The sequence below is a fragment of the Clostridium sp. LY3-2 genome, assembly GCF_024705715.1.
In the GTDB taxonomy this organism is placed as follows: Bacteria; Bacillota; Clostridia; order Clostridiales; family Clostridiaceae; genus Clostridium.
In genome coordinates, this window is the sequence record NZ_JAMDLQ010000018.1 from 15,176 (window position 1) to 41,279 (window position 26,104).

Genomic DNA, 26,104 nt, shown 5'->3' on the forward strand with positions numbered 1-26,104 from the left:
ACTAAGCCCTATTGATTTTAAATTTAGAATCCTAGTGGTAATCCAAATACGAAGAAACCAATTAGTAAAGTTGTCCAGAAGATTAAGAATGCTATTGAGTAAGGCATCATTAATCTAATCATATCCCCTAAAGTATAATCTGGTTTATACTTTCTCATAAACACTAGTATTATTCCAGCGTATGACATAAGTGGTGAAATAACATTAGTTGATGAGTCTGCAAGTCTGTATGCAGCTGAAACTAAGTCTGGTGTTAAATTTTGATTTACGTTATATAACATTGGAATAAATATAGGTCCAAGTAGCATCCACTTTGAAGTTAATCCTCCAACAAATAGATTTATTAAAGCTGTTACTAATATAAATCCTATTAAAAGTAATACAGGATACTTATCTATCCCTAAGTTTTGTAAAAATGATGCACCTAAATACGTTATATACGTTCCAATATTTGAGAAACTTAATAAAGCTAAGAAGTTATATGAGAAGAAAGTTAATACTAAAACATATCCCATTCCTCCCATTTGCTTTGACATAGCTTTTACTATATCCATCGCATTTTTAAACTTTCCAACTTTCTTCCCATAGAATAGTCCAGTCATAAAGAATAAGAAAGTTATTATTAAAATTACATTATCCATTATTGGGTTTACCTTAGTTCCATCTTCACCTATAAATGGTGCAAGAGGCCCTAGTGCTAATCCTATAACTATAGCTAGTCCTATTAATAATCCAATTAATGCACTTTTTAAAGCTTTATTTTCTTCTGGCTTTACTGAAAAGTCATTTAAATTCATATCTTCTGGTATTACGTAAGTTTCTTTTTCAAGTCTAGGCTTTACGAATTTTGCTGTTACAAAATAACCTATAATTGATAAAAGTATAGTTGATGCAACTATAAAGAAATAGTGCATTGTTGCAGGATTTAAAGCTTCTCCTGCTCTTGATACAAAAGGAACACCTTGTCCTTCTGCAAATATCTTTGCATTGTTTCCAACTATTACATCTATAGGAGTTCCTGGGATTAGGTTTGCACTAAACCCGGCTGATACCCCTGCAAACGCAGCTGCCATACCTATTAAAGGATTCTTTTTAAGTCCTACGTATAACAATCCTGCAAGTGGAATTAAAATTATATAACCTGCATCTGTTGCTATACTACTCATTATTCCTAAGAAAACTAAAACTACTGGTAAAAATTTATCTGAAACCTTTAATCCTATTTTCTTAATTAAAGTACTTAAAAGCCCTGATTCTTCTGATAAACCTACTCCAAGCATAACTATAAGAATAGTTCCAAGTACCCCTCCACCGTATGCAAGCCAGTTATTTAATAAAGCATTATCAAAGATCCACCTAAAATTTTCAGCATTTAGCATATTTTTTACGCTATATGTAATATCTGCTCCGTCTGCTCCTAAAGTTGTAAATTCCTTTCCTCCCATAACTAAAGTAAGTACAAAAGTTACTGCGTAAAGTATCATAAATATAATTACTGGATCTGGAATTTTCTTACCAAACTTCTCTATAAAAGATTCTTTTTTTACTTTTCCCATATCTATATCACCCCATCATTGTTTACGTGTAAAATACACTTGTCCTTTTCTGTTCTTTTATGTAATTGATTATATCATATTTAGACGGTAAATATATATATTTTGTTAACTTTATGAATTAAAGTTAACAATTGCAGTTTTTTTGCATTATTTTATCATTTTATAATTTTTAGATATTGTTATTTAACACTTTAATAATAATCTATTTATACATCTTGCCTTTTAACTTAAAGAAAATTGTATTTGAGTAAGTTACCTAATACTCTCACTTTTTAATTTGTAGACTATTTTATTTCAATTACTATTTTTGTAATTTTCTTCATATAAAAAATAGACCTTCAAATTTGAAGGTCTATTTATTAAAAAGTGTTAATTCTTCTATGTATTGTACTATTCTTTTTTCATCATCTTCTGTACTACATAATGATTTAGTACACTTTTTTTCTCTTGACTGTATATCTTTTAAAAGAGAATTTAAATTATTTAATGTTTTAATAGCTTTAAATGTGACATTTTTATCATTTATTGCAATTACACTCTCTAAGCTATCTTTTAGATTTATATATTCTGATTCATTTATTTTAGATACATAGTTGCCCTTTTGAATATTGCTTGCTAAAAATCCAACATAGTTTTTAATCATTTTTTTATCATTTAAAGAAAGTTTTCCTTGATAAGTTTCATAGAATTTATAAGTTTCTTCAAGTTCTTCAATCGATTCTATTCCAGTTTGTAAAACTATCTTTTGAAATTTCACTTTTTCTTTATAATTATAAATACTACTTACAAACAAAATAACTATTATTGAAACTAATATTAAATATATTATATTCCGCTTCCGCGCCTTATCCTCTTTCATATAAATTCTCTCCTTTTACCTTTTTATTAAATACCTACATAATTATAACAAATATAATTTATTTATCAATTTAGTTTAATATTTAACAAAGTTAAAAGTTTTTGTTATTTTTCTAATTCTCCATCAAAGCTTAAAGTCCCACCTGAAACGTTTATAACTTTATAACCTTCTTCTTTTAATTCACTGCAAGCCCTTAAACTTCTCATTCCAGCTTTACATATTATATAATATGTTTTATCTTCTTCTAGGAATTCATCTGGTGCTTCTAATAATTCTTCCATAGGAATATTCTTTGCATTTTTTAAATGCCCTGATGAAAATTCATATTCTTCTCTTATATCAATTAAATTTATATCCTTTAGATTATTTAATTTATTTACTTCTATTGATTTAATGTTTGCCATTTTATATCTCCTTTTATAATTATAATTTTATTTAATTATACAACTTTATTTTTTAATTTAAAACTTTTGGAAATAATTGACAAATACTATTCTATAAACTAAACTTATTTTATATATGTAAAGGATGTGATTAGTTTGGAGCTTTGTGAGATATTATGGAAGAAAGATTATAATAGAGCTGATTCTATTTATTATACTCTAAAAGAAGAGAATGAAAGAATATTTTTTCTTTTAAAAAATTCTAATGAAGAATTTTGTTTTACAAATAAAGCATTAATTCACATTACTAAAGATACCTTTAACCCTAAAATAAATAATATTTTAAGATACTATTATTATAGAAACAAAATAACTAACGTTAACTTGCAGGTAATAGAGGATGTAGATATGTTTTTAGAGTTAAAATTTGATGTTTCGGACACAACAATTCTTTTATCTTTAGATATAAAAGAACTATCAAATATAAACAAACTTTATAAAGCTTTAATAAGTATAGAAGAAATGTATATCCAAAGTGACTTTTCTTTAAATACAGCTAGTAAAAGTTTAGATACTGCTTGCGAAGTTTTATCTAAATCAGCCTCAAAAGAAATGACTTTATCAGAAGATTTTATAGCTATAACAAAGTTTACTGAAGAGTGGATCACAAATGCTCGAGAAAAATATACATTATATGATTTATCTGAGGTCTTTAATAAGTTTAGACTCTAAAAGGATATTCATTATTAGTTTATAAATCTTTATTTTTCACTTTTAATTGTTTATACACTGATTATTTACTTTATTTGTATTTTATTCATAAATATATATTTATTTTTAAATTTTTTAATTATAATATAAATATAACTTGAATTTATTTAATGCCTTAGGGGGTTTATTATGAAAGAAAAAACTGAAGCACTTAAATTTATGTCAGGCATAATTGGAATATTTGTTTTTCTTGTCCTTTTTGGACTTTTTTACGCAAACTTCTTTTTATAATCTTAGTTAATTTATAATTAATGCGATGCATAATATTTTGCATCGCATTAATTATTTAGATCTATTTTAATATTTTAAGTAAATCCTCTGGAGAGTCTAGGTAATAATCGGCTTTTACTTTATCTAAATCGATACACCCCCACTTAGCTAAGGCGAATTCAACTTTTGCTTCTTTAGATGCTAACATATCTGACTCTGTATCCCCTACGTATAGAGCTTCACTAGGGTCTATATTTAATAATTCTAGAGCCTTAAGTATTGGTTCTGGATGAGGTTTATGTTTTTCTGTATCTTCTGCTAAAACTTCACACTCCATATATTTATGTAACCCTGTATCATAAAAGTCTATCTCGTATTGTTTTCTCATCTTTGAACTTGCTATTCCTTGAATAACACCTCTCTTTGAAACTTCCTCTATGACTTTATCAAAATTTTCATAAAGCTTTGCTCCCTTTTCATACTCATTTACATATCTTACCCACTTTTTATATGAGTTTTCAATATCCTTAAACCCTAATTCTTCTATAGTTTTAAGACCAGCATTAGCCCTGTATTTTAAAAGGTCTTCATATTCTATATCCTTTTTTAACTCTTCTTTAATAAGCCTTTGTAGTGGAATAAAATTCATCTCTTCTGTATCTAAAACTGTTCCATCTAAATCATAAATAACGCATTTTTTTCTCATAAAATTCACTTCCCTTCCTTTTACTTAAGTATAAAATATTTAAATTTTTAATTCTATGTATTTTAGGATATTTTTTCTAGTTTGTGTTAAAATAATAAAAAATACGTAAGGAGGATTTTTTATGTTTTATATTATGGCTATAAAAATAACACCTAGAAACAAAATCGCACCAAAGGTTCAAGAAATTTTAACTAAATACGGTTGCACAATCAAAGTTAGACTAGGTCTTCACGAAGCAACTGAAGACGCCTGCTCTCAAAAGGGATTAATCCTTTTAGAACTATTAAACAACCAAGAAGAAATAGCCGCTCTTAAAAAAGAATTAAATTCTTTAGATGGCGTTTCAGCAAAACTTATTGAAATTTAGATTTATTTTTAAAAAATTTTTTTAGTTTTGTCTAAACTCTTTATTTTCTGTCAAAGATAGAAATAAAGGAGTTCATTATGTTAAATTTTTTAAAAGCAAATTCAGTGCACATAACAAAGTTTAAGCTAAAGTTACTTTATATTTTAAATGTTTTTGATATAATTTTTACTCTTCTATTACTTGAGACTGGTATCTTTAAAGAAGCTAACCTCTTTATGAGAAACATTGTAGAGTCTCCTATTTTAAGTATTTTTATCAAAATAGTATTAGTATTCTTTTTAATAAAATATCTTTTAATAAGAATAGAAGATGCAAATCCTAAGCAACTTAAAATATCAAATTATATACTTAATTTCACCTTAGCTGTCTACCTAGCTATTATAATTTCGCATATTTTTTATTTTGCTATAATTTTATATATCAAAATATTTATTTAAACTTTAGCAAAATCTAAGGACTGTCTTATTTTAAGACAGTCCTTTGTTAACGTTTAATGACTTTTTTAACATCTACTTAATAGACTTAACATTTTGTATTTTTCCTATTCTGTTAAATATTTGATTTAATTTCCTAATTTTATTAAAATAGATTTACATACAAAAGAAAATTTAATAGAGAATGTATTAACTAGGTTGAAAGGAGGAACTTATTTCTAAAATGTTTCTGAAATTTCTACCTTAGCTTAATGTAAAACCAATTGTAAACGATTTAATGTTTTAGAGATAAGAAAGTGTTTATGGAAACTTTAAAAACAATCGGAACTGTTATCAATTTTGTAGGTGGTATATTACTCGTCTATTGTTTTATACCTCAAATCATTACATTAATCAAAACCAAAAGTCCTGGAAATAATAGTACTCAATCTTGGGTGATTATGACCTTTGGCATAACTTGTATTGGAATAAACCAATTTATTTGCCAAATTCCAAGAATACAATTAATCATCCAATCAATAAATATAGTATTAAGTATAGTTTGTACTTCTCTTATTGTTTACTACAGTAAGAAAGATGCAAAACTATAAGAATATTTTAGGAGGAAGTTTTTATGGAATCTCTAAAGTCTTTTGGTATTATAGCTCAATTTTTAGGTAGTTGTACTTTACTGTACTCATTCCTACCTCAAATTTATAAGCTATTTAAAAATAAAAATTCCGATGGTATGAATCTTCAATATTGGTCTATACTTACTCTTGGTTTAACATGCATAGCTATCAACTTAGCTATTAATAAGGTCAATTATTTTATTCAAGGAACACAATGGTTAAATATAGTACTAGCTTTAATAGTTTTAGTTTTGTCAGTTAAATACAGAAAACAACCACAAAACTAAATATTCTAAACTACGTAAAAACTTTGACATAATTTTAAGGAGGATATGCTTATGGAAAACAGATTTGACATAGTAGGAAAAGATATTACTAGGGTAGATGCCTATGCAAAAGTTACTGGTAAAGCTAAGTACTGCTCCGATTACACAGAAAGAGATATATTAATTGGTAAAGTTTTAAGAAGCCCTTATGCTCACGCAAAAGTTATAAAAGTTCATAAAGAAAAAGCTTTAAAAATCCCAGGAGTTCTTGCAGTTTTAAGTCACGAGGATTTGCCTCATATAAAATATGCAACAGCAGGTCATCCTTATTCTTTAGATCCAAGTCATAGAGATATAGATGATTATATGATGCTAGCTGACAAAGCCAGATTCGTTGGTGATGCTGTAGCTTGCGTTGTTGCTATAGATGAAGTTACTGCAATACAAGGATTAAAAGCATTAAAGGTTGACTACGAAGTTTTACCTTTTGTAGTAGACCAAGAAGAAGCTATTAAGCCTGGTGCGCCTGTAATTCATGATGAAAGGCCTAATAATATAATAAGTGATTTTGGAATTACAGTTGGCGATCCAGATGAAATATTTAAAAATGCTGATAAAGTGTTTAGTGGTAAATACGAAACTCAAATAGTTCAGCATTGTCAGATGGAAACTCATAACACTATAGCTAAAAGGGATGAAAAAGGAAGAATGCTTATAATATCTTCAACCCAAATTCCTCATATAGTTCGTAGGATTGTAGCTAAAGCTTGTAACTTACCTATAGGTAAAGTTAGGGTTTTAAAACCTTACGTAGGAGGTGGCTTTGGTGGAAAGCAAGATGTAATTATAGAACCTTTAACTTGCGCTATGAGTATGGCTGTTTCAGGAAGACCTGTTAAGCTTTGTTTAACACGTGAAGAAGCTATAGTTTCTACAAGAACAAGACACGCTATGAGGGCCTATATAAAAATGGCACTTGATAAAAATAATAAACTTCTTGCATTTGATATAGAAAATTACGTAAATAACGGGGCTTATGCTTCACACGGGCACTCAATTGCAATGAGTGCTGGAAGTAAGATACGTCCTTTATATGATATAAAAGCAGAAAAATACAGACCTAAAACAATCTATACAAACCTTCCTGTAGCTGGAGCTATGAGAGCTTACGGAATTCCTCAGATGTGTTTTATGCTTGAATCTTTAATAGATGATATCTGTTATAATTTAGAACTTGACCCAGTTGATTTTAGATTGAATAACTTTATAAAAGAAGGTTTTGTAGACGAGCCAACTGGAATAGTTATAAGAACATTTGGTCTTCCTGATTGTTTAAAGCGTGGAAGAAAACTTATAGATTGGGATAAAAAAAGAAAAGAATATGAGAATCAAACTGGCCCTATAAGAAAAGGTGTTGGTATGGCTTGCTTTAGCTACTTCTCTGGAACTTACCCTGTATCTGTTGAAGAAGCTGGTTGCAGAATCGTTATGAATCAAGATGGATCAGTTCAAGTTCAAGTAGGTGCAACTGAAATAGGACAAGGAAGTGATACAGTATTTTCTCAAATGGTTTCAGAAACTTTAAGTATACCTTTTGATACTATAACTTTAGTTTCAAAACAAGATACTGATGTTACTCCATTTGATACAGGTTCTTATGCCTCAAGACAATCTTTTATTGCAGGACAAGCAATAAAAAAAGCAGCACTTGAGGTTAAGAAAAAAGTTTTAGATATAGCTTCTGATAAATCAGGTTTAGATATTGATATGATAGATTTAAAAAATTCTAATATAATATCAAAAAGTTCTAAAAGAATATTATATTCTCTTGAAGATATCTGCCTTGAAGCATATTATAACAAAGAAAAATATGCTCCTATAACTTCTGATTTAACTGTAAAGGTTAGAAATAATGCAGTAGCTTACGGTGCTACTTTCGTAGAAGTTCAAGTAGATACAAGAACAGGAAAAATAAAAGTATTAGATTTATATAATATACACGATTCAGGTACTATCTTAAATAAGAAACTTGCAGAAGGTCAAGTTGATGGTGGAGTTAGTATGGCATTAGGTTTCGCTTTATCTGAAAAATTCATAATAGATAAAAATACAGGTGCGATTATAAATAACAACCTTTTACATTACAAACTTCCAACTATGATGGATACTCCAGATGTCAAATGCGAATTTGTAGAAAAATATGACCCTGAATCAAGCTATGGTCAAAAATCTTTAGGTGAAAATACAACAATCTCTCCTGCACCAGCTATAAGAAATGCTGTATTAAACGCTGTAGGTGTAAAGATAAATAAACTTCCTATGGACTGTCAATCAGTATTTGAAAAGCTAAAGGAAAGCGGCATAATTTTAAAAGGGGTGAAACAAAATGTATGATATTACAGGAATTCTTGAACCAAATAGCTTAGACCAAGCCCTTGAATTATTAAATAACGTAAAAGATTTAACTATAATTGCTGGAGGCACTGATGTACTTGTTAAACTTCGTGAAGAGAGATTTAAAAGTCTTTGCCTTTTAAGCTTAAGGGATATAGAGTCTTTAAAAAAGATAGATATAAATCCTGACGGTTCTATAGAGATAGGTTCTATGACTACATTTACAGAAATCTTTAGAAGCGACATTATAAATAAATATATTCCAACTTTAGCAGAAGCTGCAGTATCTTTAGGAGGTCCTCAAATAAGAAATATTGCAACTATAGGAGGAAATGTTTGTAACGGTGCAGTATCAGCTGATAGCGCTCCAACACTTTTTGCATATAATGCGAATCTTAAATTAAAATCTAGAAACACAGAAAGAATAGTACCTATTAAGGATTTTTATAGGGGTCCTGGTATAGTAAATATATCAAAAGATGAGATTTTAGTTAGCATTATAATTAATAAAGAAGATTATTTTAATAAGTTTGGAAAATACGAAAAGTTTGCAAGCAGAAACGCTTTAGATATAGCACTTATGGGAGTTTCTGTAGTACTTGAAATTGAGGATGATAAATTTAAGGATTTACGTATAGGTCTAGGGGTTTCAGGCCCTACTCCACTTAGATGCGAAACTTCTGAAAATTTAGCAAGAGGTATGGAAATCACAGATGAAAATATGAAACTTTTAGGCGAGACTGCCTTAAAATCATCACATGCTATTGATTTTTGGAATGCCTCAAAAGAATATAAAGAACATTTAATAGAAGTTTTATCCTATAGATGCATCGAAAAGGCTGTAGACAGAGCAAGGGGGAAAGATTATGAGCTTTAAAAAAATGATTCATTTAACAGTTAATGATAAAAAATACGAAATGGAAATAGATATAAGGGAATCTTTATCTGAAATTTTAAGATTTAGATTAAACCTAACTGGTGTAAAACAAGGCTGTTTAGTTGGAGAGTGTGGTGCTTGCACTGTTCTTGTAGATGGCATTCCTACTGATTCTTGTATTTATCTTGCAGTTTGGGCTGACGGTAAAACTATAAGAACAATTGAAGGAATAGAAAAAAACGGCAAACTAAGTAATGTCCAACAAGCCTTTATAGATGAAGGCGCAGTTCAATGTGGATTTTGTACTCCAGGACTAGTATTAACATCTACAGCTTTAGTTGAAAGTGGTAAAAACTTTACTGATAAAGAACTTAGACGTGAATTATCAGGTCACTTATGTAGATGTACAGGATATAACAAAATATTTAAAGCAACTAAAAAGGCTTTATCTATGAGATAGTTCTTTCTTTTAATAATTTATATAAAGAAGCTACCACTTTTAATAAATTAAAGTGGTAGCTTTTTAATTTATTAACGCATAGAAAGGTTTTGATATACTATAAAAATTGTAAGTAAAATCGTAAATATCATTTGTATAATAAAAATTTTATCTACATCTTTTTCCCATCTAGTTTTTTTCTTTAAACCAACCTTTTCATCTTTTTCATCCCTTAATACTTCTTTTAATCTATCTAATTTTTCAAGGTAAAAATCTAAGTTATATACTTTTCCATCTTCCTTTTCTGCTTGAAGTAATACTCTATTATCTACGAAGATTTTCATATTTTCTTTTTTTAGTTTAAAGCTTCTTATAAAGTTACCATACATAGCCCTCTCTACTCCATAAAAACCTTGATTTGTCTTTACTAAAGTTATAAAGAAAGGCCACTCAAAAAACATCGGATTTGAAAGATAACATCCAGGCCCTGCAACTGACATAATAGCTCTTTCACATTTAGCATCTACAGCGCTTCCTGAAATATGATCTATTATATATTCATCCTTAGCTAAAGTTTTAGAAAACTCATCCATAGCCTTTTTAAACTTCATTTGGACAAATGATTCATTTACACTATCATATGCCTCTTTAGCTAAATCTTTAGGTATTTCTTCTTCTTCAAACTTTTTAATCTCTTCGTCAGTTATATAATCTTCTACTATCATGCTTCTCTCTCCTCTCTAATTTCCTCACGTATTTTTCTACACTTATTTCTAAGCCTACTTATCCTTTTATAAAGTGTATCTCTACTTATAAAATATTTCTCTTTTAAATACTCTGTATCACAGTTTTTAATAAATTTATCCTTAAATAAAATTTGATCTTCTCTATCTAATTTTTTATATATTTCATTTATTATTTTTAAATCTTCTCTTTCTATATAAATGTCTTCTACCCCTTTAGACACTGCATCTTTATCATCTAATTCATCATTTTTATATAACCTTTTTAATTTTCTTTTATAATCTAAAGCAGTATACTTTGCTATTGTGTATATCCAAACTCTAAACTCACAGTCTTTTTTATGTTTACTTATATTTTCTAGTGCTTTCATATAAGTGTCATCATAACATTCAATTATAAAATCCTTTTCGTGTGGTTCTTTTAAGATACTTTTGATTATTTTTAAAATAGTTAAGCCGTATTTATTTACTATAAAGTTAAAAGCTTTTTCTTCTTTATTTATCAACCCTCTTATAAGTTCATCTTCTTTCATCCTTCGTCCCTCCTTATACTATATAGACGAATTATCTATATAATATCTGACCATATACTAATTATTTTATTTAAATTTTCATTTTATTACAAATAATAACATCTTTACTTTAAAATCTAAAAAGACTTGCATTCAAAATAGAATTCAAGTCTTTTATACTCATCATTAATTCTTTTTATTTGTAAGTTTTCTAGGATATAAACATAATATTACAGTTAAAATTAGTAATGAAACTATTAATAAAGGCATAGCAATATTCCCTTTGATAATTAAAGATATTATAGTAAATAAAGCACCAAAGACAATAAAAACTTTGCCTCCGAATTTATGAGTCTTTTCCCATATTTCGTCGTTTGATAAAGTTTTAGATGTTCTTATTCCAATTAATTTATTTCTTTTAAGCTTTGGTAAATACTTTCCTAAAATTATAAATCCTACACCTAAAGCAACATATATTAATTTAAAGGAAAATACATCATTTATATTAGTTACCTTATTAAAGCTTGTTATTAGAATCTTCTCCTTCTTATTTACCTGGAGTATCTAAACTCTGAATTCTTAAAAAGAAACTCATTTTTTAGTATAAATCTTAATCATTAAACTAAAAAATATACAATTATAATAGCTAAAATTATTATTAAAACTTCGACTAAAATAGTTTTATTGCTGTTTTTTTCCCACCTAGTCTTTTTTTCTGAACCATTAATAGCTTTATCTATGCTTCCTACAACATTTTCTAACCTTTCTCTTTTTTCAAGGTCGAAGTGAATATTATACTCTCCTAGATCTTCTTTTTTGCATTCTAAAAGAATTCTACCATCTATAAAAAATTTAAAAGTATCTTCCTTTAATTTAAAACTTCTGATATATTTTCCATACATCCCTCTTTCGATTGCATAAAAACCCTTATTAGTTTTTGCTAAAGTAACGTAGATTGGCCAATCAAAAAACATAGGGTTAGAAAGATAACAGCCAGGCCCCATAACAGATGTCATAGCTCTTTTGCAATTTGAATCTACAGCGCTTCCTTGAGCGTAACTTATCATATATTCATCTTTTTCTAAAGTAGCTTTAAAAGTATCTAATGCTTCATTAAATTTTTCACGTTTAAAATCTTTATCTAAAAGCTTATCATTTAATAAAATTTTATCTAAAATTTCACTCTCTGAAGCATCATGTTCTTCAGAACCTTTATAAATATTATCATCCATATTTATTTCTCCTTTTTAGCTTTTATTTTCTTTAAATACCTTTTGACATTATTTATACAACTAAGATTTAATATTAGAAATTCTATCTTTGTTTTATCTTTAAAAATTATCTCTACTTCCATCTTTTTTTCTAGTTTTCTCATAAAAAATATTCCAATTAAAACTGTAAATAAAACACTAAAAATAATTCCTCTATAATCGTTAAATCCAAACTCTAAGAGATAATCAAACAAAAGTGTAAATATTATTATTATAGGTAAAATACCAGCTAAAAATAATATACTTTTACAAATTCTTGTTATAACCGCTAAACGTTTATGCTCTTTGTAATGGTTAAAATAGCTTATCTTTTTGTGTAAATTTTTAGGTTTTACTTTAAATGATTCTATTGAAGATTTCTCATAAATCTTTAATTCTGGACTATTTGAATCACTTAAATGCTCATTTATAAAAATTCTCTCATTTGTTATAAAAATTAAATAATTAAATGCTGATTTATTGAACTTAAGTAAGGATTCTTCTGATAATAAAGATATTAAAGGAAGCGTTTTTAAAGCTTTTTCACTAAAACCTTTTATACAAACTTCTATCTTTTCATCTTTTTTTAGGAGTTTTAGAACTTTTTCTTTAGTTAATTTCAGATTTTCTTCTATAGTTTTATTATAACATGATAATTTATCCAAGCTAACTCCTCCTATTAAAATTTACAATTAAATATCTTATTACCTATTATATGTATACACATACATATTCTTCTATAATTTACCTCCAATTTCATATTGATATTTTTAGATTTACAATTTAAAATATAGAAGTCATTAAATTTCTATGTATCAATGTGATGCAAAAAAAAGAAATAGCGTTCCCCTACGCTATTTCAAAGCTTTAAAGTATTGATTTTTGAAGTTTAAAAAGGCACTATTTTCTCCCCTAGAAAATAGTGCCTTCTTCCATTTTTATATCTTATATTTATCTAAATCTTTTTTAAATTCCTTTGTGATATCTTCAAAATGTGAAATTCTTTCTATTAAATCTTTTATATCGTTAGTGTATGATGTAACATTTGCACTTACTTCTTCTGAAGAAGCAGAGTTTTCTTCTGCGATAGCTGCTAAAGATTCAATACTTGAATATACGTTAGATATTGAAGAAGCTTCAGTATTTAAGCTATTTATAGTATGAATCATAGCACTTGCTACTTCTTTTACTGACTCGTTAGCTTCAAAGCTAATATCTCTTACGTTTCCTAAATTATCTGTCTCAGATTCTAAAATATCGTATTGATCTTCTATTTGTTTAACTAGATTATTTATTTCGTGTCTAAATAATTCTAGGTTTGTATTAATCTCAGAAACTGCATCTTTTGATTGTTCTGCAAGTGATCTTATAGAATCTGCAACTACAGCAAATCCTTTTCCTTGTTCTCCTGCTCTTGCAGCTTCTATAGAAGCATTAAGTGCTAAAAGGTTTGTTTGCTCTGCTATAGCTGAAACTATTTGAACTATTTTAGTTATATCTGATGCTTTATTTTCTAAATCTACACCTTTATTTTTAACTTCGTTAAATTTACTTAAAGTAGTTTGGATGTTTTCACTAGATTTATTAACATGCGTATAACTGTTATTTATTTGACCCATTACTTCTTCAAGTTGAACTTTATTTCCGTTTTCTTTTTTTACTATTCCTTTTAGAGAATTTATATTTTCATTTAAAGATTCAACTGCTTCATCTGTATTTTCAGCTTGAGTAATAGCACCTGTTGCTACTTGTTCTACAACTCCACTTATTTCGTTTGAAGTGTTTTCCATAGAACTTGAAATGTTATTTATATTTCTAGTGAAAGTATTCATTTCGTCTACTATACCCTTAAAGCCTACAAAGTCAGTTTGTATACGACCTTTGTATTTTCCTAAAAGTTTATATATATCTTCAAACTCATCATTAGTTACTATCTCGCTATCAATATCGTATTTATGATTTAATAAGTTATTAATTTCATCTTTAATACTACTAATAGGTGAAGTCAATACTTTTGTAAACACAAATGTAAATGCTGCTACTATTACTGATGATATAAGGGATTTTACTATTCCACTTGTCCCAAATAACAATAAGTTAGGTATTAAACTAAATACAAAAGCTATTATAGAAGTTTTAGCACTTAAACTATTAAAAATACCAAAAGATAATATCTTATTTACTTTAAATGATTTTTTAAAGTATATATCCTTTTCAAAAGTAAGCTTTAAATCTAAAGAAGTATTAGTTTTATTTATTTCTTCTATCTTTACCTTTTCATTAAAATGCTTACAAACTCCATCTAACATTCCTAAAAAGTAATCAAACATTCCTCTATTAGAATTATAACTAAATATAGCCTCTCTCTTTGAAATAGGATCTATCTTTAGTAGTGGTGGTTTAGCCCCTTTAAACCTTTTAGTCATAACTACGTGTACATCAAACATCGATTTTAAAAATGAATATACATTATCATGTTTAAAGAATCCTGGATAATCTTTGCTAAAAGTTATAACATTATCTTGTCCAATCTTTCTCCAAAGCTCATTTGCTTTTATATTGTTTTTGTCTGCAATATATTTTATACATGCACGAACCTTATCATCATCTACATTTTCTATTGGCGAGAATATCTTATCTCTCCCAAAACCTACGCTATCCATAGCTTCATTAACTACATTATCATCAAACAGCTTTCGGTTAGTCTTCATCCATGTTGACACAACTGTCCCCTTCATAACTATCCTCCATTTCAATATTTTTACTACATAAATATTTTCTGTAAATTTTATTATAAGTATATATATTTTTTATAAAATTCATATTTAATTTTACATTCTATTAAACTCTTTTTCAACATTTGATAGATAGAATAAATATTGTTAACAATTTAGTCAAAAATAAAAAAAGCTATCATAAGATAATAATTATCATTATGATAGCTTTTCTATTATTGTTTTAGTAATCTATCTTTATATACCCTTAATGATTTTTTACAAATAACTATTAAAGATATTAATCCTAAAACTAAAAGTATATTAACTATTATTAAGTTATCAAATACTATATCTAAATTAATTAATCCAGTTGCAAAAATTACACAAAGGGTATTATTAATTATATGGACTAGTATAGGTGCTAAAAGTGAGTTTGAATAAAGATATAAAACCCCTAATCCTATTCCAAATATAAATGCATTAATTCCCTGAACAAAATTTCCATGCATAATAGAAAAAATCAATGCTTGAACAATTAACGCTACATACACATTATTATTTTTTAATAGCCTCTTTAAAATAAGTCCTCTGCATAATATTTCTTCAGAAATTGGCCCTAAAATTGCTATTCCTATACATCCTGTAAAAGTTTTAACTGCTCCATCTAAAAAAGATAAATCAACATCAAGCTCTTTAAAAAATTTTGAAATATCATAGCTTATTCCACTACCTATAAATACGCCTATTATACTTAACAAAATTACTAACTTTTTAGAACTCGAATTAAATTTTCTTATATCTAATTTTTCAAATGTTTCTTTTAGATTCGTTTTATAACGATCTTTTAAAATCATTATAATTACAACTATTAAAACTAAAGGTGGTACACTTAAAATTAATCCATTTATTTTTTCAATACCTCCATTTATATATCCTATAGGTCCTAAAACAAACATACATAGTATACTTACTACATAATACAATCCTACTACTTTTATAATAAACTTTGCTGAATCCCAAACTTTATTCATAATTCCCCCTATCTTTTGTAAAACCTTAAATCATTAAGTTCAAACATCTTTATAGTTCCAAAACTTCCAAGAACTATAGATATTATAAGGATTATTACGCCTAATGCTACATTTCCTGAAATTTGAGTAGTAATCACTCCACCTATTAAATTATTAGTCATATGTATAACTATAGGACAAATTAAAGATTTACTTTGAACTAAGCTAAAAGCTAAAAATAGCCCCAAAACAAAAGCATAAGAGCCTTGAATTATATTCCCGTGTGCAAGTCCAAACAGAAGGGCTTGGATTATTGCAGCTATATAAATATTGCAATTTTTCTTTAAGTATCCAAATAAAAATCCTCTAAAGACTAATTCTTCAAATATTGGAGCTATAATAACTAATGCTATAATCCCATATATATTATTATTCATTCCACCTATAAACTCTTCTGTAGCTTTATATGTACCTTGAAATTGACTTAATAATCTCATTATTTGAACTGATATTACAAATGTTCCAAAGCCAATACAAATTGAAAATAAAATACTTTTAAAACTCGTCTTTTTCAGAAAAAATCTATCACTAAAATTCTTCTCTCCATTTAAATAATAATAAACTATATATACTATAATTGTAATTATTAAAGCCGTTAAAAAAGCAATTAACATATATTTATTCGACTTAATTCCAACTAAGGCTGTAGCTAAAAAGCCCCCTATCAAAGTTGAAACTAGATATACTACAAAAGTAACTATTATAAACCCTATAATTTTAAAAACTTTCATCTATTTCCCCCTAATTTAAATTTCCCGTAGAATCTATAACTAATTTAATAGTAACAATAAAATTTACTATAACTAGTACAATTTCTAAGCTGTTTAAAATTAAAGCTACTTTATATATATTTAACTTATCTTCTCTGTAGCTCATTATTGACTTAACTATTCCTATTATATTTATAACAATCCCGACAATCGGAATTACCCAAAGGAATAATCCTGAAATTGCAAGCCTCATGGGCCATCTTTTAATTTGTAAAGTAGTTTCCATAAAATCTCCTATCTTGAATCACTAGATTCTATTTGATTTGCTTGATCTTTGCATCCTTCAACAAATCCACAGCCAAAGTCATAGACTGCATCTGCAATTACAATAATACAAGCTATCATTACTATTGTTTTATATAGTTTTTGCTTCATATTTAATACCTCCCCCTATATTTACAATAAAATTTTACAAATTCCTTATTAACTGGGATTAAACTACATATTATCAAACTGTAAATTTTATCTACTTTTAGTTAATTATCTTAAGAGTTCGTATAATATTTATTAAATATGTTATATTTTAAATATAGATATTAGGAGGATTTAGTAATGGATAAATACGATGAAAAGTTTGAAAAAGATATAGAAAAGAGTAAAAAAACTTTCAATATAAGAGAATCTAAGTTAATATTTGTAGCTAGTATAATTCTTTTAATAGCCGGTTTTATAAACGTAGTCCTTGGTAAGTATATCCCTGGATTAATTTTTATAATTATAGGTGGGCTTTATCTTGGAATAAGTTCTGCTTTTAAGAAAAATAAGGTATAAAATTAGGGCTATTACAAAAATGTAATAGCCCTAAATTTTTTATAGATTTTCACCATTTGATTTTATAACTTCTTTGTACCAATCAAAACTCTTTTTCTTTCTTCTTTCTAAGCTTCCGAAACCTTCGTTATCTTTATCTACATATATAAACCCATATCTTTTTTTCATTTCTCCTGTAGATGCTGATACTAAATCTATACAGCCCCAAGGTGTATACCCGATTAGTTCAACTCCGTCTAGTACTGCTTCTTTCATTTCTTTTATATGCTCTTTTAAATATTCGATTCTGTAATCATCGTTTATACTTCCATCTTCCTCTATTTTATCTACAGCTCCAAGTCCATTTTCAACTATAAATAAAGGCTTTTGGTATCTATCGTATAATGTGTTACAAGTTATTCTAAGTCCAAGTGGATCTATTTGCCATCCCCACTCTGATGCTTTTAAATAAGGATTTTTAATAGTTTCAAATACGTTTCCACCAGTCATTCCATTTAAAACTTCTGGATCTGTACTTGCACATCTACTTGAGTAATAACTAAATCCGATATAATCTACTGTGTTATGTTTTAATATCTCTAAATCCCCATCTTCCATTTCTAATTCTATATCATTTTCTCTAAAGAATCTCTTTGCATACCCTGGATATTCTCCTCTTGATTGAACATCTATAAAGAAATAATTTTCTCTATCATTATCCATAGCTTTTTTTACATCTAAAGGATTTGCTGAATAAGGGTATGTTACACCAGCAGCTAGCATACAACCTACCATAGAATCTTTTATTATTTCGTGCGCTACTTTAGTTGTTAATGCACTTGCAATTAATTGGTGATGTGCTGCTTGATATTTTATTTTATCAGCGTTTTCACCTTCTTTTAAGATTATTCCAGCTCCTAAAAATGGTGCGTGTAATAACATATTAATCTCGTTAAATGTCATAAAGTATTTTATTTTATCTTTGTATCTATTAAAAATAGTAGTTGTATAATTTAAATAAAAGTCTACTAATTTTCTGTTTCTCCATCCTCCATAATTCTTTATTAAGCTAACTGGAAGATCAAAGTGACATAAAGTAACTACAGGTTCTATATCATTTTTTATCATCTCATCGAATAATTCATCATAGAATTTTAACCCATCTTCGTTTGGCTCAGCTTCATCACCATTTGGGAATATTCTAGACCAAGCTATAGAAACTCTTAAACATTTAAATCCCATTTCTTTAAATAATGCTATATCTTCTTTAAATCTATGATAAAAATCAATAGCTTCGTGTGAAGGATAGTACTCTCCATCTACTGGCTCTAAACTATCTATTTTACCCATTAAAACATCAAATCTATTTTTACCTGTAGGGCAAAGGTCTACAGTTGTAAGACCTTTACCTCCATCTAAATAAGCTCCTTCACATTGGTTTGCAGCTAATGCTCCTCCCCATAAAAAGTTTTCATTAAATCCTAAATTTTTCATAAAATTCATCCTCCCTAAATTTAAATTACTACTGTTAGTATTTCATCATTTTTATTTATTTCTTTTTTATCAGTTTCTATAATATCTAAATAACTATCAGAATTTGTTATAACTACTGGAGTTGTTACTGAAAATCCAGCCTTTTCTATATTTTTTATATCAAACTCTAACAATAATTCTCCTTTTTTAACTTTTGCACCTTGTTTTACTTTAGGTGTAAAATACTTTCCTTCTAACTGAACTGTATCCATTCCAACGTGGATAAGAATTTCAGCTCCTGTATCTGTTGTTATCCCTATAGCATGTCCTGTAGGGAAGAATGTAGTAACTACTCCATCACTTGGTGCAAATACCTTTCCTTCTGAAGGCTCTATTGCTATACCTTTTCCTAAAACCCCTTTAGAGAAAGCATCATCTTTTACTTTACTTAAAGGTTCAACTTTTCCATTTAAAGGACTATTTAAAACTTCTCTTTTTACTAAAACGTTTTCTTTAACTTTGTTATCTTCTTCTTTTTCTCCTGTTAACTTAGTGAAGAACATCATTATAAATCCTAGTGCAAATGAAGCTACCATAGAAATTATCATTCCGTAAAAACCTGCATCTATACCGTTTTTAGGATTTATAAATGCTGGTATTTGGAATATTCCAAGTCCACCATTTGTGTAGACTAATGTACCCATAGCACCAAGTATTCCTCCACCTACAGCACCACCTATACAACTTATTATAAATGGCTTTTTACGAGGTAATGTTACACCATAAATTGCAGGTTCTGTAACTCCAAATATACCTGAAATAAATGCTGGTATACAAAGTGATTTTAATTTTTTATCCTTAGTTTTAAACATAATTGCAAGTACTACACCTATTTGTGCAAAAGATGCTGCAAAGATTAAAGCAAGTATTGCATCATAACCATTAACTGCTAAGTTATTAAATCCTATAGGAACAATTCCCCAGTGTAATCCAAATATAACAAAAACTTGCCAGAAGCCTCCAAGTATAACTCCTGCAACTATTGGACTTAAGTTATATGCAGCTACTGTTACTGCACCTAAAAGCTGACTTGCCCAAGTTGCTATAGGCCCTATCACTATAAATGTTAAAGGAACTACTACAAGTAATGTACAAAACGGAACTAAAAAGTTACTAACTACGCTTGGAATATATTTTTTGAAAATGTTTTCTACTTTTCCACCAACAAAACAAGCTATTATTATTGGAATAACACTTGATGTGTAATTCATCAAAATAACTGGAATTCCAAGGAATGTAACGTAAACTGGCGATTCAATTATAGTCCCTCCAAATAAAACAAATAAAGGATCTCCTGTTGTAAGCCCTGCAAGTGCTGGGTAAACAAGTGCTGCACCTATCGCCATACCTAAGAATTGATTTAATTTAAACTTCTTAGCTGCTGTAAATCCTAAGAATACTGGGAAGAAGTAAAATAAACTATCCCCTATAGCATTAAGTATAGCATAAGTTCCAGTATCTGGTGTTAACCACCCTAATGCTACAAACAGTGCATTTAATCCTTTAATCATCCCAGTTGCAGCTAAAACTCCTAAAACTGGAGTGAAAACTCCTGAAATTATATCTATAAATCTATTAAAAGGACTCATCTTTTCTGAAACGGCATCTTCTGACTCTGACATTCCAATTCCACCTACTAAAACTACATCTTTATAAACCTCTGGAACGTGGTTTCCGATTACAACTTGATACTGACCCCCACTTTTTACAACTGTAACTACTCCATCTAAGTTTTTTAAAGCCTCTGTATTTGCAATTTTTTCATCTTTTAGCTTGAACCTTAAACGAGTTATACAATGAGTTAAACTATTAATATTTTCTTTTCCACCAACATACTTTATAATTTCTTTAGCTAAAGCTTCGTATTTCATAATATTCCTCCTTGATTTTATGATTTTTTTATATAAAAAAAGACGAAACCAATATAAGAATATTATGAAATATTCAAAATTTGGTCTCGCCTACTTAAAGTAACAATCCTGATATTTTATTTTGTAATCCTTTGAATGTGAAGCGTTAAATAAAGCATCTCTTCGCTATTTAAATCTGTATCTAAATACTTTTGTATCTTTAACATACACTTATAAGCATCTTGATACTTTTCTTTAACTTGTGATAAAAGAAATTCTTCGCTATCACTATTTTCATTACCCTTTTTTTCTAATCTCTTGAAAAAGAATTTTAAGTGAGTTATGAATCTTTCATAAGATATAGAGCCCTCATCTAGGTTTATACCATAAGTATACTTTACTATATTTAGTATGTCCCCTATCTTTTTGCTCATATTAGAAACGTCTTCTAAACTATCTCCAAAGCCATTTACCTCTGCATTTATTATATGCATTGCAATATTACAAGCTTCATCTTCTGATAAATCTATACCTAATTCATCTTCGATGTATTCAATAGCTTTAATACCTGCCTTAAATTCCTTAGGATATAATTTCTTAATCTCCCATTTTAAAGGGTTATTAATTTCCATTCCTTCTTTATAGAGCTTAATCGCATTATTTATGTGATCCGTTAAAGTAATATAGATATAATCATTAAGCTTAAGATTTATGCTGCTTTTAATATATTCAACAATATCATAGCTTAAAGAAATTAACTCCTCAGAAACATCATCTAATAATAACTTAAACCTCTCTGAAACATCCCCTCCCTTGAAGATAAATTCCTTTTCAACAAGCTTTTCATCAATAACATCACCAACAGATTTTTTAAAAGATAACCCTTTTCCCATAACAACTTTTTCATTGCCTTCACTATCAGTTACTAAAACCACGTTATTGTTAAAGCTCTTTTTTATCCTCATTACACCACCTCATTAAAATATATAGTTACTCGAATTTTAAACAAAAAACCTCAATTAATCAAAAGGATTAAAATATAATCTCTTCTCATTAATTAAGGTTTCGCCTAACTTAAAGTAACGATCTCGGTATTTTGTTGTAATCGTTTTATTGATTATATTTTATTACTTCCTTCACAGCTTGTCAACTATTTTTAAAAATAATCTTTAAAAGAATAAACTTTAAATATTATTTCTAATTAATCTTTTAAATTTCATTTTTAAGTCTAAACTAAAAACATTCTATTAACCTAAAAATTACCAAAGCGTTAACTTAATAATAACATATAATAAAACGGATTATAACCTCTTAAACGGTAGCATTTCTTTATTATTTTAATTATTTAAGCTGTAGTGAATGTAATTGAATTTTTATAGCTATAAATGGAAATTTTTCTATTTTTTATTATAATTCATTAGTGGTATTATCTAGGTAAATTAATACTTAACGAGGTGATTTATATGAGTAACCATGGAGACAGAAAATTTAATCAAGACGCAAGAAAAACTGGCAAAGAAAAAGTTGCTGAAATGAGAAGAGAAGAAGAAAAAATGGAATCAAAAATCAAAGCAAAAGAAAAAGTTGAAGGTGTAATTGCACATCACTAATTAATTGGAGGTAATAGAAATGGAAGTATATGAAGAAATAGATATAGAAAAATTATTTGGTGGAGAAGATAATTTAGAAGACTTCAACAAATTCTTAAAACAATATGGAATAGATGATGGATTTAGAGATATAACTTTAGAACATACAAAAGAAAGATTAGATGCCCTTATTGCTGTAGCTGAAACTGGAACTGACCCTAAATTAACAGAAAAGAAAGCATTTTTAAAAGAACTTTCTGATAATTTAAAAGGTGAAAAAGACAAAATCCAAGCTATGAAAGCTTTAAAGAAAGTTTATTCTGAATTAAATACTACTTACGATATGGACGAAAAAACTTTAGATAAAAAATTAAAACATGCTCTTAAAGAATATAAAAAATATGAGCATTTCAAAAAACACGAACAAGCTATAGCTGATAAATGGATTAGAAACCTTACTAAAAGAGGTAACAAAATAGAAAACTAGTATTTAATTCTAAAAAACCAAGTTATATAGAAAAAAGCTACAATCTTTATATAAGATTGTAGCTTTTTTCTAATTTAAAATATTTTCAATTATTTCTAAGCCTAATTTTCCATTCATAGTACCAAAAACTCTCATATCTATAGGCTCGCAAGGTATATTTTTACCTTCTAAAACTTTGTTTATATCTTTTACTCTGTATCTAACTTGAGGAGATACTAAAATAAGATCAATAAACTTATCTATATTATAATCTCTTATAAAACTATTTGTAACCTTCTCAGCAGGTCCGTAAGCTAAAATAACATCGTACTCTTTAAGCTCTTCTTTTTTAAATGCACGGCTTATAGTGTAGATATCATCTACGTAAACTGACTTTCCTAATGTCTCGTATTCCTTTTTGATCTTGTTACAAAATAATCCTGAAGTTGCACCGCCAGCACAACAAATATAAACTACCATATCTATACCACCATCCCTTATTTGTATAAATAAATTATACCACTTTAAGGGATTATTTACTGCAATAGACCTTTATAGCTTTATTTATAAATTCTGAAAGCCCTTCATAGTCCTTATCTATGTTATTTTTAAACCTTTCATCATAAACATACATATCTCCTAAATTTGATAAAACCTCCTTACTGCAAGTATAAAAATTATTATTTATATAATCATGCCAAACCTTAACTAAATCTTGTGCTTCCTTTGAGTCTTCACCAAATTTCACTGCGTCTTTAAACCTTCTAAAAATCCCGTCTATCTCTTCTTTAAATCTTTCATTATCGTTATTACTGTATCCTTTTTCCTTAAACTCTTTATATTCTAAAGTGTTTCCCCATCTCTCTTTTACTTCTTTTTTATAATTATCTTTCATAAGATTTATTTCCTCCTCTTTAAATTTTTCTAGCCCTAAAATAACGTCATTATTAATATTGTTATCTATAAGCTTTATTAAATCTTCGATTCTATTTTTCTTTTTAATTAGGATTTCTTTTTGCATATTTAATGCATATTTTCTATCATAGCTTGGATTCTCTACTATATTCTTTATTTCTTTTAAGCTAAAATCTAATTCTTTAAAAAATAAAATTTCTTGTAATTTAATTAAACTATCTTCACTGTATAATCTATATCCTGATTCGTTTATTAAGCTAGGTTTAAAAATTCCAATCTCATCATAATAATGCAAAGTCCGAGTAGTAACGCCACAAAGCTTACTCACTTCTTTTATAGTTAGCATGTTTTCCCCTCCTTTATCTTTAGTCTAAACTATTACGTTACGTTATAGTCAATAAAAAATTAAATATTTATTTTCTAATAATAAAGGTTACTATGGATTAATTTGGATTAATTTCTTAATCTTATAAATTTTATGTACATTGTATAAACTTGTTATAAATTATGTATAAATTCTCTTAAATTCGACATTTTTATTGATATAATATTTCTATCTATTTTTTGAAGTGAGGTGGCAAAAACTTTTGAACGCGAACGAAAAAATTCAAGGTATGATAGCAAAATCAATCGTAGCTATATTCATGTTTTTCCAACTTTATTTAAATATAATTTTTACAGATGATCATGCAATGGAAGTGATTTCTGAAGATATTATTGTATTGAGTTTTTTAGGGTTATTTATAACTATTTTAAATATATTTTTCTTAAAAATAGAAATTATTAGAAAAGATGAATCTAATCATCTTTACGGGGCAATGTTATTTGTGTTTCTTATTATTTGGATTTCAAAAAGTACAACTACTATTTCTATGGAAGTGTCAGTTAGTTTCTTTTGGCTACACTTTATAGGGCTTGCAACTTGTTTGATTAATTTCTTTTTGATGATTTTTTATAAACATTAAAGGTGCCTAAAACGAAATTATTTCGCTTTAGACACCTTTTTATTTTTATCTTACTTTTCTATTTGAATCTATTGTTTTGTGCATACTTATTGGTTTAACGTTGATATTTGATCTATATTCTGTTTCAGCCCAATAAACATTTTCTGCAACTTGACACTCAGGGTTTAAATTAACTCCATCTAGTATTATTTCTTTAAACTTATGGTAACCTGCTCTATCTATTAAGTGACCACCGTGTAGATATTCTGGTTTATAATCTAAAGCCCAAGCTGAGAATTTTTGCCAGTTAGCAAACATTCCAAGAACTACTTCTTCTGTTGCAAAGTTTAAGAAAGTTTTACCCATTCTAGGGTTTTGCTTACCTGTTCTTCCTCCGATTACAACTCTGTAGAACTTTTCAGGTCTTCTAGTCCATGCACCTGTAGGACATGCTAAAACACACTCTCCACACCCTACGCAGCAACATGCATCTTTATCTATTGTTCCTCTATCATTTAAGCTTAAAACTCTAGTTGAATGATGCTCGCAAGCTTTAACGCAAGCTCCACAGCTTATACATCTCTCTGGATGATATTCCATTCTAGCTTCACCTATAACACCAAAGTCTTGGAAATGACCTTTAGCACAGTCGTTTGGACAACCTGCAACTGATACTTTGATATGGTAGTTTGATGGGAAAACTAGCTTTTCTATCTTGTTTGCCATATCTTTAGTATTAGCATTTGCCTTTATGCAGTGCGTATTACCGATACAAGCCATAATATTTCTAGCACCAATTGTTGGGTAACCGCTATTATCTACTTCCATGTCACAATTACATTCTTCTACTTGTACTTCTTCGATGTAATTTTTTATATATTCATTAACTTTTTCAATGTTTTCATACTTAATTCCTGGAACGTTGAAAGTTTGTCTCATCCCTATATGGAAAGTTCCATTACCAAATGTTTCTGCTATTTCTTGAACATTTTTTAAGTATTTAGCTTGTACTAATCCTCCTGGAACACGCATTTGCAGCATGAATTCTCCAGGTACTTTTGATTGACGGAAACAATTTATTCTAACTTTTTTGATATTTATATCATGATTCATAGTAATTAC

The 26,104-nt window shown here is 28.0% G+C and carries 31 protein-coding genes; 11 read left to right on the forward strand and 20 right to left on the reverse strand.

What is annotated here, in order from left to right; translation table 11 throughout:
• Nucleotides 1-23: 23 nt before the first annotated feature.
• From M4I33_RS06660 to M4I33_RS06670, 3 genes are all read right to left on the reverse strand, one after another.
• A complete protein-coding gene (locus tag M4I33_RS06660; RefSeq protein ID WP_257916076.1) occupies nt 24-1,556 on the reverse strand; it encodes an AbgT family transporter in 1,533 nt (510 codons plus the stop codon).
• Between the two features lie 352 nt (nt 1,557-1,908).
• The gene (locus M4I33_RS06665) at nt 1,909-2,415 is read right to left on the reverse strand and encodes a hypothetical protein (RefSeq protein WP_257916077.1); all 507 of its coding nucleotides are present in this window, start codon (nt 2,413-2,415) and stop codon (nt 1,909-1,911) included.
• Between the two features lie 104 nt (nt 2,416-2,519).
• Complete coding sequence (locus M4I33_RS06670; RefSeq protein ID WP_257916078.1) at nt 2,520-2,819, reverse strand: rhodanese-like domain-containing protein; 300 nt, start codon at nt 2,817-2,819, stop codon at nt 2,520-2,522.
• 135 nt (nt 2,820-2,954) lie between these two features.
• On the opposite strand from M4I33_RS06670, the gene M4I33_RS06675 reads away from it, so the two are divergent.
• Entirely contained in the window at nt 2,955-3,530 is a 576-nt protein-coding gene (locus M4I33_RS06675) for a PH domain-containing protein (protein ID WP_257916079.1), read from the forward strand.
• A gap of 331 nt (nt 3,531-3,861) precedes the next feature.
• Here M4I33_RS06675 and M4I33_RS06680 read toward each other — a convergent pair whose 3' ends face one another.
• On the reverse strand, nt 3,862-4,485 hold the full coding sequence (locus M4I33_RS06680; RefSeq protein WP_257916080.1) for an HAD family hydrolase: 624 nt from the start codon (nt 4,483-4,485) through the stop codon (nt 3,862-3,864).
• A 121-nt stretch (nt 4,486-4,606) separates the two neighbouring features.
• Here M4I33_RS06680 and M4I33_RS06685 point away from each other — a divergent pair, with 121 nt between their 5' ends.
• The 6 genes from M4I33_RS06685 (at nt 4,607) to xdhC (ending at nt 9,894) form a co-directional block, all read left to right on the forward strand.
• Entirely contained in the window at nt 4,607-4,852 is a 246-nt protein-coding gene (locus M4I33_RS06685; protein ID WP_257916081.1) for a hypothetical protein, read from the forward strand.
• A gap of 77 nt (nt 4,853-4,929) precedes the next feature.
• Nucleotides 4,930-5,289, forward strand: a complete 360-nt coding sequence (locus tag M4I33_RS16920; protein WP_374707699.1) for a DUF5658 family protein — start codon at nt 4,930-4,932, stop codon at nt 5,287-5,289.
• A 610-nt stretch (nt 5,290-5,899) separates the two neighbouring features.
• On the forward strand, nt 5,900-6,184 hold the full coding sequence (locus M4I33_RS06690; RefSeq protein WP_257916082.1) for a PQ-loop domain-containing transporter: 285 nt from the start codon (nt 5,900-5,902) through the stop codon (nt 6,182-6,184).
• Nucleotides 6,185-6,235: 51 nt separating this feature from the next.
• On the forward strand, nt 6,236-8,557 hold the full coding sequence (gene xdhA / locus M4I33_RS06695; RefSeq protein WP_257916083.1) for a xanthine dehydrogenase molybdenum-binding subunit XdhA: 2,322 nt from the start codon (nt 6,236-6,238) through the stop codon (nt 8,555-8,557).
• Nucleotides 8,550-9,434, forward strand: coding sequence for a xanthine dehydrogenase FAD-binding subunit XdhB (gene xdhB / locus M4I33_RS06700; protein ID WP_257916084.1), 885 nt, complete (start codon nt 8,550-8,552; stop codon nt 9,432-9,434). Before xdhA ends, xdhB begins: the two co-directional genes overlap by 8 nt.
• Entirely contained in the window at nt 9,424-9,894 is a 471-nt protein-coding gene (xdhC, locus tag M4I33_RS06705) for a xanthine dehydrogenase subunit XdhC (protein WP_257916085.1), read from the forward strand. The genes xdhB and xdhC overlap by 11 nt, the downstream gene beginning before the upstream one ends.
• 71 nt (nt 9,895-9,965) lie before the next feature.
• Here the strand turns inward: xdhC and M4I33_RS06710 are convergent, their stop codons facing one another.
• From M4I33_RS06710 to M4I33_RS06750, 10 genes are all read right to left on the reverse strand, one after another.
• Nucleotides 9,966-10,598 carry a hypothetical protein gene (locus M4I33_RS06710; protein ID WP_257916086.1) on the reverse strand — a complete coding sequence of 211 codons (633 nt, stop codon included), beginning with the start codon at nt 10,596-10,598 and terminating at the stop codon, nt 9,966-9,968.
• Complete coding sequence (locus tag M4I33_RS06715) at nt 10,595-11,149, reverse strand: sigma-70 family RNA polymerase sigma factor (RefSeq protein WP_257916087.1); 555 nt, start codon at nt 11,147-11,149, stop codon at nt 10,595-10,597. The genes M4I33_RS06710 and M4I33_RS06715 overlap by 4 nt, the downstream gene beginning before the upstream one ends.
• 165 nt (nt 11,150-11,314) lie before the next feature.
• Nucleotides 11,315-11,692 carry an SdpI family protein gene (locus tag M4I33_RS16925; RefSeq protein ID WP_374707700.1) on the reverse strand — a complete coding sequence of 126 codons (378 nt, stop codon included), beginning with the start codon at nt 11,690-11,692 and terminating at the stop codon, nt 11,315-11,317.
• A gap of 53 nt (nt 11,693-11,745) precedes the next feature.
• The gene (locus M4I33_RS06720; protein ID WP_257916088.1) at nt 11,746-12,360 is read right to left on the reverse strand and encodes a hypothetical protein; all 615 of its coding nucleotides are present in this window, start codon (nt 12,358-12,360) and stop codon (nt 11,746-11,748) included.
• Nucleotides 12,361-12,362: 2 nt separating this feature from the next.
• Nucleotides 12,363-13,043: a hypothetical protein gene (locus tag M4I33_RS06725; protein ID WP_257916089.1), complete on the reverse strand. Its 681-nt coding sequence runs from the start codon at nt 13,041-13,043 to the stop codon at nt 12,363-12,365.
• A 273-nt stretch (nt 13,044-13,316) separates the two neighbouring features.
• On the reverse strand, nt 13,317-15,116 hold the full coding sequence (locus M4I33_RS06730; RefSeq protein ID WP_257916090.1) for a heme NO-binding domain-containing protein: 1,800 nt from the start codon (nt 15,114-15,116) through the stop codon (nt 13,317-13,319).
• Nucleotides 15,117-15,328: 212 nt separating this feature from the next.
• Complete coding sequence (locus M4I33_RS06735; protein WP_257916091.1) at nt 15,329-16,126, reverse strand: CPBP family intramembrane glutamic endopeptidase; 798 nt, start codon at nt 16,124-16,126, stop codon at nt 15,329-15,331.
• 8 nt (nt 16,127-16,134) lie between these two features.
• Nucleotides 16,135-16,896 (reverse strand): CPBP family intramembrane glutamic endopeptidase, encoded by a 762-nt coding sequence (locus M4I33_RS06740; RefSeq protein WP_257916092.1) that lies wholly within the window; start codon nt 16,894-16,896, stop codon nt 16,135-16,137.
• A gap of 10 nt (nt 16,897-16,906) precedes the next feature.
• Entirely contained in the window at nt 16,907-17,161 is a 255-nt protein-coding gene (locus M4I33_RS06745) for a hypothetical protein (protein WP_257916093.1), read from the reverse strand.
• Between the two features lie 8 nt (nt 17,162-17,169).
• Nucleotides 17,170-17,310 (reverse strand): hypothetical protein, encoded by a 141-nt coding sequence (locus tag M4I33_RS06750; RefSeq protein WP_257916094.1) that lies wholly within the window; start codon nt 17,308-17,310, stop codon nt 17,170-17,172.
• A 177-nt stretch (nt 17,311-17,487) separates the two neighbouring features.
• Here M4I33_RS06750 and M4I33_RS06755 point away from each other — a divergent pair, with 177 nt between their 5' ends.
• Nucleotides 17,488-17,706: a hypothetical protein gene (locus M4I33_RS06755; RefSeq protein ID WP_257916095.1), complete on the forward strand. Its 219-nt coding sequence runs from the start codon at nt 17,488-17,490 to the stop codon at nt 17,704-17,706.
• A gap of 39 nt (nt 17,707-17,745) precedes the next feature.
• On the opposite strand, the gene M4I33_RS06760 is transcribed toward M4I33_RS06755, so the two are convergent.
• The 3 genes from M4I33_RS06760 to licT all read right to left on the reverse strand — a co-directional run bounded on the left by M4I33_RS06760 (nt 17,746) and on the right by licT (nt 22,033).
• Nucleotides 17,746-19,179, reverse strand: a complete 1,434-nt coding sequence (locus M4I33_RS06760; RefSeq protein WP_257916096.1) for a 6-phospho-beta-glucosidase — start codon at nt 19,177-19,179, stop codon at nt 17,746-17,748.
• Between the two features lie 20 nt (nt 19,180-19,199).
• The gene (locus M4I33_RS06765) at nt 19,200-21,089 is read right to left on the reverse strand and encodes a beta-glucoside-specific PTS transporter subunit IIABC (RefSeq protein WP_257916097.1); all 1,890 of its coding nucleotides are present in this window, start codon (nt 21,087-21,089) and stop codon (nt 19,200-19,202) included.
• A gap of 116 nt (nt 21,090-21,205) precedes the next feature.
• A complete protein-coding gene (licT, locus tag M4I33_RS06770) occupies nt 21,206-22,033 on the reverse strand; it encodes a BglG family transcription antiterminator LicT (RefSeq protein WP_257916098.1) in 828 nt (275 codons plus the stop codon).
• A 498-nt stretch (nt 22,034-22,531) separates the two neighbouring features.
• Between licT and M4I33_RS06775 the strand changes: the two genes are divergently transcribed.
• Complete coding sequence (locus M4I33_RS06775; protein WP_257916099.1) at nt 22,532-22,678, forward strand: hypothetical protein; 147 nt, start codon at nt 22,532-22,534, stop codon at nt 22,676-22,678.
• 19 nt (nt 22,679-22,697) lie between these two features.
• Complete coding sequence (locus tag M4I33_RS06780) at nt 22,698-23,144, forward strand: hypothetical protein (RefSeq protein ID WP_257916100.1); 447 nt, start codon at nt 22,698-22,700, stop codon at nt 23,142-23,144.
• Nucleotides 23,145-23,213: 69 nt separating this feature from the next.
• On the opposite strand, the gene M4I33_RS06785 is transcribed toward M4I33_RS06780, so the two are convergent.
• Nucleotides 23,214-23,603, reverse strand: coding sequence for a PTS sugar transporter subunit IIB (locus M4I33_RS06785; protein WP_257916101.1), 390 nt, complete (start codon nt 23,601-23,603; stop codon nt 23,214-23,216).
• 52 nt (nt 23,604-23,655) lie between these two features.
• Complete coding sequence (locus M4I33_RS06790; RefSeq protein ID WP_257916102.1) at nt 23,656-24,384, reverse strand: MerR family transcriptional regulator; 729 nt, start codon at nt 24,382-24,384, stop codon at nt 23,656-23,658.
• A 241-nt stretch (nt 24,385-24,625) separates the two neighbouring features.
• On the opposite strand from M4I33_RS06790, the gene M4I33_RS06795 reads away from it, so the two are divergent.
• Nucleotides 24,626-25,003 carry a hypothetical protein gene (locus M4I33_RS06795; RefSeq protein ID WP_257916103.1) on the forward strand — a complete coding sequence of 126 codons (378 nt, stop codon included), beginning with the start codon at nt 24,626-24,628 and terminating at the stop codon, nt 25,001-25,003.
• A gap of 45 nt (nt 25,004-25,048) precedes the next feature.
• Here the strand turns inward: M4I33_RS06795 and asrC are convergent, their stop codons facing one another.
• The gene (asrC, locus tag M4I33_RS06800) at nt 25,049-26,095 is read right to left on the reverse strand and encodes a sulfite reductase subunit C (RefSeq protein ID WP_257916104.1); all 1,047 of its coding nucleotides are present in this window, start codon (nt 26,093-26,095) and stop codon (nt 25,049-25,051) included.
• Nucleotides 26,096-26,104: the final 9 nt, after the last annotated feature.

Bases quoted from the DNA above. Each gene is read 5' to 3' on its own strand.
- M4I33_RS06775 (WP_257916099.1), top strand. From the start codon at position 22,532: ATGAGTAACCATGGAGACAGAAAATTTAATCAAGACGCAAGAAAAACT.
- M4I33_RS06670 (WP_257916078.1), bottom strand. From the start codon at position 2,819: ATGGCAAACATTAAATCAATAGAAGTAAATAAATTAAATAATCTAAAG.
- xdhB (WP_257916084.1), top strand. From the start codon at position 8,550: ATGTATGATATTACAGGAATTCTTGAACCAAATAGCTTAGACCAAGCC.
- M4I33_RS06730 (WP_257916090.1), bottom strand. From the start codon at position 15,116: ATGAAGGGGACAGTTGTGTCAACATGGATGAAGACTAACCGAAAGCTG.
- M4I33_RS06750 (WP_257916094.1), bottom strand. From the start codon at position 17,310: ATGAAGCAAAAACTATATAAAACAATAGTAATGATAGCTTGTATTATT.
- M4I33_RS06785 (WP_257916101.1), bottom strand. From the start codon at position 23,603: ATGGTAGTTTATATTTGTTGTGCTGGCGGTGCAACTTCAGGATTATTT.
- M4I33_RS06720 (WP_257916088.1), bottom strand. From the start codon at position 12,360: ATGGATGATAATATTTATAAAGGTTCTGAAGAACATGATGCTTCAGAG.
- M4I33_RS06715 (WP_257916087.1), bottom strand. From the start codon at position 11,149: ATGAAAGAAGATGAACTTATAAGAGGGTTGATAAATAAAGAAGAAAAA.
- M4I33_RS06740 (WP_257916092.1), bottom strand. From the start codon at position 16,896: ATGAAAGTTTTTAAAATTATAGGGTTTATAATAGTTACTTTTGTAGTA.
- M4I33_RS06735 (WP_257916091.1), bottom strand. From the start codon at position 16,126: ATGAATAAAGTTTGGGATTCAGCAAAGTTTATTATAAAAGTAGTAGGA.
- M4I33_RS16920 (WP_374707699.1), top strand. From the start codon at position 4,930: ATGTTAAATTTTTTAAAAGCAAATTCAGTGCACATAACAAAGTTTAAG.
- M4I33_RS06685 (WP_257916081.1), top strand. From the start codon at position 4,607: ATGTTTTATATTATGGCTATAAAAATAACACCTAGAAACAAAATCGCA.
- M4I33_RS06660 (WP_257916076.1), bottom strand. From the start codon at position 1,556: ATGGGAAAAGTAAAAAAAGAATCTTTTATAGAGAAGTTTGGTAAGAAA.
- M4I33_RS06745 (WP_257916093.1), bottom strand. From the start codon at position 17,161: ATGGAAACTACTTTACAAATTAAAAGATGGCCCATGAGGCTTGCAATT.
- M4I33_RS06690 (WP_257916082.1), top strand. From the start codon at position 5,900: ATGGAATCTCTAAAGTCTTTTGGTATTATAGCTCAATTTTTAGGTAGT.
- M4I33_RS06680 (WP_257916080.1), bottom strand. From the start codon at position 4,485: ATGAGAAAAAAATGCGTTATTTATGATTTAGATGGAACAGTTTTAGAT.
- M4I33_RS06710 (WP_257916086.1), bottom strand. From the start codon at position 10,598: ATGATAGTAGAAGATTATATAACTGACGAAGAGATTAAAAAGTTTGAA.
- M4I33_RS06755 (WP_257916095.1), top strand. From the start codon at position 17,488: ATGGATAAATACGATGAAAAGTTTGAAAAAGATATAGAAAAGAGTAAA.
- M4I33_RS06790 (WP_257916102.1), bottom strand. From the start codon at position 24,384: ATGCTAACTATAAAAGAAGTGAGTAAGCTTTGTGGCGTTACTACTCGG.
- xdhA (WP_257916083.1), top strand. From the start codon at position 6,236: ATGGAAAACAGATTTGACATAGTAGGAAAAGATATTACTAGGGTAGAT.
- M4I33_RS06760 (WP_257916096.1), bottom strand. From the start codon at position 19,179: ATGAAAAATTTAGGATTTAATGAAAACTTTTTATGGGGAGGAGCATTA.
- licT (WP_257916098.1), bottom strand. From the start codon at position 22,033: ATGAGGATAAAAAAGAGCTTTAACAATAACGTGGTTTTAGTAACTGAT.
- M4I33_RS06780 (WP_257916100.1), top strand. From the start codon at position 22,698: ATGGAAGTATATGAAGAAATAGATATAGAAAAATTATTTGGTGGAGAA.
- xdhC (WP_257916085.1), top strand. From the start codon at position 9,424: ATGAGCTTTAAAAAAATGATTCATTTAACAGTTAATGATAAAAAATAC.
- M4I33_RS06665 (WP_257916077.1), bottom strand. From the start codon at position 2,415: ATGAAAGAGGATAAGGCGCGGAAGCGGAATATAATATATTTAATATTA.
- asrC (WP_257916104.1), bottom strand. From the start codon at position 26,095: ATGAATCATGATATAAATATCAAAAAAGTTAGAATAAATTGTTTCCGT.
- M4I33_RS06765 (WP_257916097.1), bottom strand. From the start codon at position 21,089: ATGAAATACGAAGCTTTAGCTAAAGAAATTATAAAGTATGTTGGTGGA.